This is a genomic window from Neochlamydia sp. TUME1, assembly GCF_000813645.1.
Lineage (GTDB): Bacteria > Chlamydiota > Chlamydiia > Chlamydiales > Parachlamydiaceae > Neochlamydia.
Genome location: NZ_JRXI01000119.1, coordinates 1 through 11299, shown reverse-complemented (window position 1 = coordinate 11299; position 11299 = coordinate 1). Strand labels below are relative to the sequence as shown.

Annotated in this window: 8 protein-coding genes; 4 read left to right on the top strand and 4 right to left on the bottom strand. The window is 39.6% G+C overall.

Translation table 11 applies throughout. The annotated features are described in order from the left end of the window. Positions 1–33 precede the first annotated feature (33 nt). A complete protein-coding gene (locus DB41_RS12910; RefSeq protein WP_039385282.1) occupies positions 34–2289 on the bottom strand; it encodes an amino acid permease in 2256 nt (751 codons plus the stop codon). Positions 2290–2649: 360 nt separating this feature from the next. Between DB41_RS12910 and DB41_RS12905 the strand changes: the two genes are divergently transcribed. Next, positions 2650–4593 (top strand): protein kinase, encoded by a 1944-nt coding sequence (locus DB41_RS12905; RefSeq protein ID WP_162180923.1) that lies wholly within the window; start codon positions 2650–2652, stop codon positions 4591–4593. Between the two features lie 30 nt (positions 4594–4623). Further along, a complete protein-coding gene (locus tag DB41_RS12900; RefSeq protein ID WP_039385278.1) occupies positions 4624–5412 on the top strand; it encodes a hypothetical protein in 789 nt (262 codons plus the stop codon). A 116-nt stretch (positions 5413–5528) separates the two neighbouring features. Here the strand turns inward: DB41_RS12900 and DB41_RS12895 are convergent, their stop codons facing one another. Then, complete coding sequence (locus DB41_RS12895) at positions 5529–5795, bottom strand: hypothetical protein (RefSeq protein ID WP_039385277.1); 267 nt, start codon at positions 5793–5795, stop codon at positions 5529–5531. 272 nt (positions 5796–6067) lie between these two features. On the opposite strand from DB41_RS12895, the gene trxB reads away from it, so the two are divergent. Together trxB and DB41_RS12885 are read left to right on the top strand one after the other, a co-directional pair. Next, positions 6068–7021, top strand: a complete 954-nt coding sequence (trxB, locus tag DB41_RS12890; RefSeq protein ID WP_039385274.1) for a thioredoxin-disulfide reductase — start codon at positions 6068–6070, stop codon at positions 7019–7021. Then, complete coding sequence (locus tag DB41_RS12885; protein ID WP_039385273.1) at positions 7021–7881, top strand: hypothetical protein; 861 nt, start codon at positions 7021–7023, stop codon at positions 7879–7881. Before trxB ends, DB41_RS12885 begins: the two co-directional genes overlap by 1 nt. A 200-nt stretch (positions 7882–8081) precedes the next feature. Here the strand turns inward: DB41_RS12885 and DB41_RS12880 are convergent, their stop codons facing one another. Then, positions 8082–10118 carry a leucine-rich repeat domain-containing protein gene (locus DB41_RS12880; protein WP_155117590.1) on the bottom strand — a complete coding sequence of 679 codons (2037 nt, stop codon included), beginning with the start codon at positions 10116–10118 and terminating at the stop codon, positions 8082–8084. A 281-nt stretch (positions 10119–10399) separates the two neighbouring features. Next, the coding region (locus DB41_RS12875; RefSeq protein ID WP_052243942.1) for a leucine-rich repeat domain-containing protein at positions 10400–11299 on the bottom strand (900 nt) is incomplete at its 5' end.

The window sequence follows — 11299 nt, the reverse complement described above, 5'->3', positions numbered from 1 at the left end:
ATTTTTAAAGGCTTATTCTCTGGTTTTTCTTCTTTATTTTAAAATGTTGTCAAGGGGTGTGCTTTTTGAGCTTAGCACTAAGGCGGTGGGAGGAAGATTGGTAGAAAATAGAGTTATTTCATTTAAATAAGTAGTGTAGTCTTCCATCGACTCATTAATTTTTGGTGCGCGCATGCTTATAAAAACGATACCCGCATTTTTGGAAAATTCTTCTACTAAGGGATAAAAGCAAGCTCTACTTTCATCGGAAACTAAAATTTCCACATCTAAAGGAAGTCTTTTGCTTATACCAATTTGCTTAAACTTTTCCATTTCTTGTTTACGAAGAGTTTCATTATCTACAATTCCTTTTAAGCAAATTCTTGTTTTTTTCCATAGAGGGCTTGTTTGCAACATATAGGAGAGAATCAACATAAGCTCAGAATTTTCTATATTCTTTTCATCCCACCAGATGTGAATATCTCCCGCTAATTTTCTATCTTGTAAAGGAAGTAAATCTTTCGATCTATTTTCATTTAAGATCACCACATTGAAATGCTTGAGATAAGCTTCCTTCATGACTTGCGCAAATTCTTGCGATTCGTTGTCAGCAACTCCCCCGAAGACAAGCGTATTAGGTTGAAGGGGGCCAAGGCCATAGCTTTTGATCATTTGCGTCATACCTGCCGTAATTTTATGCGTATGCATGATATGAACAAGGGCTTGAATGTTTTGTTTTTGGAGATCTTTTGCAATCGTTCTTTTTAATTCTTGTTTTTCTTTTTCATTATCAAGTTCTTGAGGAACAAAAGAGGCCATGGTCAAAAAGCCTTTACTCTGGCTAATGGCTTGAGTGAACTCAAGCAAGTTGTTAGAATAGCCTTCTGTGTTCTTAGAAAAAACAAGAAAATGAGGCCGCCAAGATTTAGCTACGCTTTTGCTGTAGGCCAATTGATAAATGGCAAAGCGTGAAAAGAACACAAGGATGCCATAGCGCATATCATCCCAGGCACCACTCAAAGCGCGGCGCTTGGCGATTAAATAGAATAAGATGATGAGCGCTACTGCCATAATAGCAGCTCCGGCATCAATCATTAACATTGTTAAGACACAAAGGAGGGCTCCCAACATGGATATACTCCAGTGGATGCGAAAGCGGGGGCGCCAGCTTGGATTGGCCATTAAAGTTTCAAAGCCTGCGGAAAAGTTTAAAACCCCATAGCAGATCAGGCAGATCATGGCAAGAAGTGGAGCGAGTACGTTAACACTTCCAAAATAGACGCCACAAAAGGAAATACAAAAAGTTGTTAAGGTGGCTATACGAGGTTGCTTATCTTTTCCAAAAGTGCGTGCAAATATTCGAGGAACTACTCCATCTTCTGCTAGTGCTTGTAGCATTCTTGGAGCCCCTAAAAGGCCTCCTAAGGCACTTGATATAGTCGCTCCCCATATGCCTAAAATAATTAGAGAAGGAATTCTTGCTATATTCTGCATGATCAAGGGATCAGCAGACAATAGCTCGAGGGAAACATTTTTAACTAAAAAGACAGGAATAAGCATATAGATAGCGTAGGCTACCAGTAAAGCACTTAAAGTACCTAAGGGTAGAGAACGTTCAGGCTTGCGTAGATCTCCCGACAAAGAAACTGTGGCTTCTACGCCTGTCATGGCTGGAAAAAAGATAGCAAAAATAGTCCAAAAACCTAGGGATGTGGCAGGCTCCGGAGTAAAAGTTTCAGGACTTGGAGAAATAAACTCTCCGCCTCCCATGAAGAGAGAGATTAAAGAGGCTATCAAGCTCACAAAAATGAAGACTTGTATCTTAAGTGCTCCACTTAAAGAAAAATAGGCTAAAGCGGTAAGGATGATAAGCGTCCCTATGCTAATAGAGACTATCGGCCATTGAGGGATTAAATCGTGTAACGACTCTGCAAATCCAATCACACAAAAAGCAATCGATAGCGACTGCTTTACATAGAGAGGAAGTCCGATGGCAGCTCCTATCTCTATTCCTAGAGAACGAGAGAGTATATAATAAACACCACCTTTTCCTATTTCAATATTAGTGGCTATGGCGGTCATAGAAAGGGTAGTCACAAAAGCGATAAAAGCTGCTGAAGTGACAATCATTAGAGTGGTAGATAACCCTACTTGGCCTACAATCCAGCCTAGTCTTAAGAAAATGATCACACCAAAAAGCATGAGTATACTAGGAACGAATACTCCGATAAAAGTACCAAAGCCTTTCTCTTTTTCTTCAACCTTTTCTCGGGAGAATAGAGTTTCACGAACAGTAGATAAGAAAGTCATTATTGTTCCATTTTAGTGGTAAATTCTTAAATAAATGTAAATTTGATTGTCACTATCTAGGGCAGCGATCGCTGGACTTTTAATAGTTTTTTGAGATTACAGGTCGGTTAGACTCTCTGATTAAATAGCAATGTTGATTTTATGTCAATTTGATATTTATTAATTTATTTAAAATTTTTCTTTTTCTTCATAGAAAATATTTATAATTACTTTTTCTTAAACAATTTAAGGTTGTTTTTATTATTTTGTTTCTGGTGGACGTGTGTTAATTAATAATTTATTAACAATTAGTGGATATAATTTAAGTATAAAGGAAAGAGTTTTGCTTTTACTCGAGAGAACAGGAAAAAAACTATGAGTATGATTAGCCCCTCATCTAGTTATGTTGCAGAAGTTCGAAGAGTATCCTTTGCTGAGCAAAAATTGGAGAAGGTCTCCCGGCAAATTGGCAACCATAGAAAAGATAACACACTTGAGCGGTCCCAATGGCTCAAAGCTGTTAAACATCCCACTTCAGAGGTAAGAGCGGCGCGTATAGAAAAAATATCTACTCCTTCCCAAGTCCCAAGTGAAAAATTTATCCAATCTATTAAAGCTCATCTAGAAAGAGTTAAAAATAAGATTACGCACTTTATAAAGATAAAACAGAGAAACATCCCAGAGGTTTTTTACCCGCCATCCTCGACTTTGTCCGCGCAAAAATTAAAGCCTATGACTTCTGCTAAAAATCCTTTAATAGCTATTAGGGCAGAGCTTGAGCAATTAGATAACCTTAAAGAACAGCTTTTAAGCTTAAATCTTGGTGGGCAAAATCTTAAATTAGTAGAAAGGGTTTCTAAAAAGATCGATGAGTTAAAGCTTTTGTATGCTCAATGCAAGCAATTAGAGTCGCAAGAAATTAGCGATAAGAGTGGGGCAGGGAACAAAAAGCTAGAAGGTATTTATCTAAAGATTTTTCGAAAACGTAACGATATTATTGTTCTAATGCAACCTTTAAAAATCTCCGCTTGGGCCATAAAATATTTCGATGGAGAAATTAATGAATATAAAGAGGTAGGGCTTGGTAAAGCCAAACGTGTATGGATTACAAATTCTTTAGATCCATCCCCCCATGCTTTCTTTACTCCTGTAGGAAGTGAAAATGGTTTTACGCTCAAAAGTTATTTCAAGAAAGCTGAGATAGCTGAAGAAGTTAAAACTGCCAAAGACATAAAAAATAGCCTTTTTAAGGCTACTCTCCATCCATTAATTGCTCAAAGTTTTGATTCGGCAAACGCTGCTAAGATTGTAGACGGTGTGCTTAAAAAATACATTAATCTGGCTGCATTTAGCGAGGCTTTATCCAATCAATCAGAGATAAAGAAATATTTTATCGAAGAAATAAAAATGTCTATGGAGCAAGCAACTATCTTACTAGATAAATTATCACTTGAGCAATGGGATAATCTAGGAGCTAATCTTGCTGTTGAAATGGAAGAAGTAGCAGCTTCTAAACGTATCAATGGGGCTTATACAGTAAAAACCTTTAAAGCTACACGTGATTTAGAAAAGGAAATCCGTACAGTTAGAGATTCTTTAGATCAGATAATAGAAACACCTACCCCGGATCAGTTCCAAGATGACTTTAAAAATAGAGCTTTGCTAGCTAGAGGATTTTTGAAAGGAGTGAAAGATCTACATGCGGCGGGTTATGTGCATGGCGACTTAAAGCCAGAAAATATCCTAGTCTATACTCAGCCCAAAGAGGAGGGGATGGTTAAAGAAGTAAAACTGTCTGATTTTGGTAAAACCCAAAAGATAAAAGATAACGAAGAAAAAATACATACGGGCAATCAGCGTTTTGCTGCCGTAGAAGGTAAAATAAGTAAAAAAGCTGAGGTTTATAGCTCCGCCTTAGTTTTAATACGCATTCTTGAAGAAGGGCTTTTGCAAAGTGATTTAATGATCCATCCACCCACCACAAGAAAATCTTCTGGTCATTCATCTTTAAATTTGCGCGGTGTTGAAAGATTTCTTGTCGAAAACGCTGCCTGTCCTCAAGTCAAAGCGGTAGGTTTAAAAGCTAAAGTAAAGCTTTTAGGGCGTCTCCTTAGTAAACCTTCAAAGAGTGCATCTGCTGCAGCCCAACATGAGGTCCATGGCTATATCGATGCTCTGATTGCAAAGATGAAAGAAAAAGAGCTGGCCGATGAGAAAAAGCTCACTGCTCTTGGAGATCTTTTGAAAAGTATGACTCTTACTAACACTCAAGATCGTCTTACAATGGAACAAGTTCTCACAAGATATGAGAGACTTGAGATCTAAGCTTATTAATGACCTCAAAAGGAGAGTAAAATGTCTTCTATCAATGAAGGTAGTAAAATTGAGCTCACAGAGAAAATTAATGAGCTAGCCAGCCTAGAATCTATTTCTCCACCGCGTGGCGGAACCGAAATTGAATCTGCGCTTAAATTATTCGAACAGGCTGCTAAAACTAACCAACCCATTCCTTTAAATTTAAAAGCACTGGTAACGATTTTAAGTAAAGAGATAAGTAGTTATGGTAAGCAAGCAAAAGATATAGGGGTAGTTACAGGAGGGAGCTCAGCATGGAACGCCTACCAACTTATCAAGCTTTTAATGGAAATTAAAAAAAATAATTATTTTGAAAACAGGCAACTGATTAGTTTGGCACCCGCCAATGCAGCTAGCCAAGAATTGAAAGATGATATCGACGACCAGCTCTCTAAAGCCTACTTAAAAGCTGCAGTGCTTTCTCTTAGAATCTTGAAAGCAAGTACTCTGTTAATCTCACATCCTCTTATAAAGAATGGTGCTCAAAGCACTATGGACGCTGGAACACATCTGCTTTCTATCTACAGTGAAGCAAAAATTGAAAAACCTCTATTACGTCGTAATCCTTCAATTTCCACATGGAAAGATACGGCGGATAAAACGTTAAAAATTTCTTTATCATGTATTAGTTTGGTCGGTAGCCTATATGCACTCGCAGCTTCTTGTGAATGGGTAGAAGATCAGGATCCCACCTACGAGCTGGTTAAAAAAGCTTCACTAGTGAGCGTCGCTACATCGATTGTTTATTCTGTGTGTCAACAAGTAGGATTGATGGCTAAAAGAGACTAACACCCTCGAGTAAACATACGGATAAAAAAAAGGATTGCCTAAATATATAGAAAAATTTTCTTTTATCGGTGGGTTTCCCAACCGCTAGTCATTCTTATATCCTTAAGAAAAAGATTTTATTCTAAAAATCCTTTTATATCATTTAAAAAAGAAAGAGTAGAGGGAAAATCAAGGGATTTACCTTCAGAATCCAAGGAAGGACAAAGAGCTAAATAAGCCACAAGAGTTAATATGCCTGTAGCGCCAACAAATTTGGCTACTTTCAGTGCGGTGCTTTTGCTCTCTGGACTTAAATAAATTAAAGAAGTTTTTGAGTTTTGGATCTGCAAGGCTTGTTCTCTTTCAGGTTGATTAGATTCTTGAATTTGGCTAATAAAACCCATAATTGTTCCTTCTTTAAGAATGCTTTATAAGAAATGAATAATTTAACTTTATAATGTTTATATCCTAAATTAATTGCTGATTATTTGGCAATCGAGCATTAATATTTTCCTTTTGCCTCTAAGGCTTTTTCTTCTCTTGCTCTCCTGCCTGATTTTTAAATAAAAACTAATGGGCTAGAAATAAGACCTAAAAGGTAGATTTTTTCTTTATCCTTTATTTTTTATACAGTATGATTTTCGTCTATTTACCTATTATTTCCAGGATTATCCCTATGAAAAAAGCAAAATTAGTGATCATTGGATCCGGACCGGCAGGCTATACAGCAGCTATTTATGCAGCGCGTGCTAACTTAGAACCTATACTTTATGAAGGCTTTTTTTCAGGACCTTCCGGGGGTCAGCTGATGACCACGACGGAGGTAGAAAATTTTCCTGGCTTTCCTGAGGGGATAACTGGACCTGCGCTGATGGAAGCCTTTCGTAAGCAAGCCTTGCGTTTCGGTACACATATTTTAAGGGACGACGTGGAATCTGTTGATTTTAGTAAGGCACCTTTAATTATTAATGGAAAGGAGCATGCTTACTATGCAGATGCGGTTATCCTAGCTACAGGAGCAACGGCTAATCGTTTAGACATCCCAGGGACAAGAGACGGAGAGTTCTGGCAAAAAGGGGTGACAGCTTGCGCGGTCTGTGATGGTGCGATGCCTATCTTTCGAGATAAAAAACTTTACGTGATTGGAGGGGGGGACTCCGCTGTCGAAGAAGCTACTTTCTTAACAAAGTTTGCAAGTAAAGTTTACCTCGTTCATCGACGTGATAAACTTAGAGCTTCCAAGATTATGCAAGAACGGGCTTTAAATCATCCAAAAATTGAAATCCTATGGGATAGTGAAATTGTAGAGGTTACTGGAGAAAATGTAGTGCAAAGCGTAACTCTTAAAAACCTTAAAACCTTTGAGCTTACGACCCAGGAAGCAGGTGGAGTTTTTTTTGCCGTGGGTCACACGCCTAATACAAAATTTTTGCAAGGGCAAATTGAATTGCATGACAATGGATATATTGCAGTTAAACCGGGAACTACTCAAACAAGTCATGAGCTTGTCTTTGCGGCAGGCGATGCGCAAGATCATGTTTACAGGCAAGCTATTACAGCTGCCGGGACCGGCTGCATGGCAGCTATCGAAGCTGAGCGTGAGCTTGCTGCCAGAGGCTTGGGCGCTTAATGAAAAATTGCCTCGCTTATTTGCTGCTTGTCTTGCCTAGCCTACTCTCAGGGGTTGAGTTTAAGCCCTGGTATCCTAACCCTTTACAAGTTCATGGAGAGCTTGCCTATCATTTTCAATCCTACGCTTCTGTAGATGCTGTAAGTGGGCATTATTCTTCCAAGGATCAATTGATTAACGGTAGTCTGCTAGTGGCCTATGATCCTTATTGCCTTCAGCTAGAAACTGCGTTTGCTGATACAAAAAAATGTTCTTTTAACTGCACTCATATCGCATTAACCGCCCGTTATCTTTTCCTGGATGATAACCTTGGCGATCCTGTTAGCCTATCCATGGGGTTGAGCGTTAAGAGAGCTTGGAAAAAAGCGGTAAAGGATATTAGTCTCTTTTACCATGGGAGAAATGAAGCCTTTTTACATGCTGCTATAGGCAAGCAAAATATTGAAGGTTTGGCTTGGTATTCCAGATGGTGGGGGGTTGTAGGAATAGGAACTGCCGATTGTTGGACGCCGTGGGTCGTAGCAAATGCCGCATATGAATGGAATCGATCCTATCTTCATCGAATATGTGTGTATATTAATTGTTTATGGGGTTTAGGCAAGCAAAAACTAACAGCCGGGAGCTTTGGTGGGTATGGCCGTATCGATCATCGTTCTATTGATTTAGGGTTACGCTATTGTTATGAATTTGCTTACTCTGGCTTGTTGAGTATTGACTATGCACGTCGGGTATATGCTCATAATTTTCCTAAAGCTGTTAATTTGTTGACGATTTCCTATATTTATCCTTTTGGGCCCAAAGGGACCGCCTATGTTTTAAAAGCTTATTCGTTGCTTACAGATAAAGCTCCTTCTTTCTAAACTTTTAGCTTCTTAAGCTGTGCTATAGTTGCGCTTGAAGTCAAACTTTTTTCTTTTTTTATAGAGAATCAAAACTTTTAGCAGAATGAGTCCTTTCCGCTTCGGATGCTATTAGAAAATTATCTATATCCTTAACATCAACGCAGCATACCAATTTATTTCTTTAGTACATTAGGTGATAAAGGAACAAACTTTTTCAGCTAAAGGCAAAAACGCTCTCTTATTTCATCTGGGATGCTTTCTAGCGGATTCTCCTTCAGTTGAAGCCCTTGCAGCTGAGACAGTAGCCCTATCTCTGCTGGAAGGGTGGTGAGCTGGTTGTTGTTTAAGCCAAGCCATTGCAATTGCGATAACTGCCCTATCTCCACGGGAAGTAAGGCAAGCTGGTTGTCGCTTAAGTAAAGCTCTTGTAGCTGTGATAGCTGCCCTATCTCTGCCGGAAGGATGGTGAGCTGGTTGTTGCTTAAATCAAGCGCTTTTAGCTGTGATAGCTGACCTATCTCTACACGAACGGTGGTGAGTCGGTTGTTGCTTAATCCAAGCTCTTGTAGCTGCAATAGCTGACCTATCTCTGCCGGAAGAGAGATAAGTTGGTTGTTGTTTAAGTAAAGGTTCTGCAGCTGTGATAGCTGCCCTATCGCTGTAGGAAGATTAGTAAGCTGGTTATGATCTAGGCCAAGCAATTGCAGCTGTGATAGCTGCCCTATTGCTGCAGGAAGATTGGTAAGCTGGTTGTTGTTTAAGTCAAGCTCTTGTAGCTGTGATAGGCGCGCTATCTGTGGAGGAAGGGAGTTAAGTTCGTTGTTGTTTAAGTAAAGCATTTGCAGCTGTGATAGCTGCCCTATCGCTGTAGGAAGATTAGTAAGCTGGTTGTGATCTAGGCCAAGCCATTGCAATTGCGATAACTGCCCTATCTCCACGGGAAGTAAGGCAAGCTGGTTGTCGCTTAAGTAAAGCTCTTGTAGCTGTGATAGGTGCGCCATCTGTGAAGGAAGAGAGATAAGTTGGTTGTTGTTTAAGTAAAGGTTCTGAAGCTGTGATAGCTGCCCTATCGCTGCAAGAAGATTAGTAAGCTGGTTGTTGTTTAAGCCAAGCGTTCGTAGCTGTGATAGCTGACATATTTGTGTAGGAAGGTTGGTAAGCTCGTTGTTATTTAAGCCAAGCGCTTGTAGCTGTGATAGCTGACATATTTGTGTAGGAAGGTTGGTAAGTTGGTTGTTATTTAAGCCAAGCGCTTGTAGCTGTGATAGCTGACATATTTGTGTAGGAAGATTGGTAAGCTGGTTGTTGTTTAAGTAAAGGTTCTGCAGATGCGATAGCTGCCCAATTTCTGTAGGAAGGGTGGTAAGCTGGTTGTTGTTTAAGCCAAGCGCTCGTAGCTGTGATAGCTGACATATTTGTATAGGAAGGCTGGTAAGCTGGTTGTTGTTTAAGCCAAGCGCTTGTAGCTGTGATAGCTGACATATCTCAGCCGGAAGAGAAGTAAGCTGGTTGTTGTTTAAGCCAAGCAATTGCAGATGCAATAGTTTCCCTATCTCTGTAGGAAGATAGGTAAGCTGGTTGTTTATTAAGTTAAGCGCTTGCAACTGCGATAATTGCTCTATCTCTACCGGAAGGGTGGTGAGTCGGTTGTTGCTTAATCCAAGCTCTTGCAGTTTTGATAACTGCCCTATCTCTGGAGGTAAAAAGGTTAAGCTGATTCCTTCTAATTGTAAGCTCGTAATATCTTTGCTGTGGCTTTCAATCCAACTTCTAAAAAGCTCTCCTTTTTTTGCTAAAGGCAAATACTTGATTTCTTCTTGATCTAAGAATTCCTTTCCTCCAGGGATTTCTTTCCACATTAACAGTCGATTAATATTCACCAGATAAGAGGAATAATTAGTCAGAGTAAGATATCTTTTTTCCTCGGTTATCCATTTAAATTCTAATTCTGAAGGTGAAAGCGAGCGAGCTAAAGTAAAGATTTGCTTAAAGATTGCATTTACCTTTGCTGTTTTAGAAAACCCTTCTTCTAGCTTATAGATCCTATCTAAAGTCAGAGCCTGCTCGTTAACATTTCCTTGAGGAACATGCACTTTACCTACTTGCTTATAAAGAGAAGGCATGACTTGATTAGCTAGGAGATGGTACCATCTTCTACACACGCTAAATAAGGAAGGGCTAGCACAAGCCTTTAAAATAGGGACTAGTATTTCATTAGGTAAATGTTCAATGCTGATAGATGAGCTAGGGTTCATTATGGGGTCTCTTTAAATGCCAGACAAGTTTTATGAGTTTTTTAGAGCCAAAAATACATGAATAAAACAGAATGTACAAGAAAATTTTAGAGACAGATTCTTAGCCTTTAAATTTAAAAATAAAGAAATGTAATAGGCTGATAAAGAATCTTTAGTAAAGAAAACTTTCGATGTTAATGTCTCTTGATAGGCCAGAAGGCCCACTTATATTCTTAAAACCTTCTAAGAATATCAATACGTTTCTTTGGCTTATTGGGTGATGAAGGAACGAACTTTTTCAGCTAAAGGCAAAAACGCCGCCTTACTTCATCTGGGATGCTTCCTAGCGGATTCTCCTTCAGTTGAAGCCCTTGCAGCTGAGACAGTAACCCTATCTCTGCGGGAAGGGTGGTGAGTTGGTTGTGATCTAAATCAAGCACTTCCAGATGCAATAGCTGCCCTATCTCCACGGGAAGGAAGGTAAGTTGGTTGTGATCTAATCCAAACCATTGCAGGTGCGATAGCTGCTCTATTTCTAAAGGAAGAGAGGCAAGTTGGTTGTTGCTTAATCCAAGTCTTTGCAGCTTTGATAACTGCCCTATCTCTGCCGGAAGGATGGTGATTTGGTTGTTGCTTAATCCAAGTCTTTGCAGCTTTGATAGCTGCCCTATCTCTGCCGGAACAGTGGTGAGTTGATTGTTGTTTAATCCAAGGCCTTGTAGTTGTGGTAGCTGCCCTATCTCTGTAGGAAGGCTGGTAAGCTGGTTGTTGTTTAAGCCAAGCTCTTTTAGCTGTGATAGCTGCCTTATCTCTACCGGAAGAGAGGTAAGCTTGTTACTACTTAAATCAAGCGTTTGCAGCTGAGATAGCTGCTCTATTTCTAAAGGAAGAGAGGCAAGTTGGTTGTTGCTTAATCCAAGTCTTTGCAGCTTTGATAACTGCCCTATCTCTGCCGGAAGGATGGTGAGCTGGTTGTGATTCAAGCCAAGCTCTTGTAGCTGTGATAGCTGCTCTATCTGTGTTGGAAGGGTGGTAAGCTGGTTGTTGCTTAAGTAAAGCTCTTGTAGTTGCAATAGCTGCCCTATCTCGGTAGGAAGAGTGGTGAGCTGGTTGTTGCTTAAGTAAAGCTCTTGTAGTTGCAATAGCTGCCATATCTCTGCCGGAAGAAAGGTAAGCTGGTTGCTGTCTAAGTAAAGTTTATT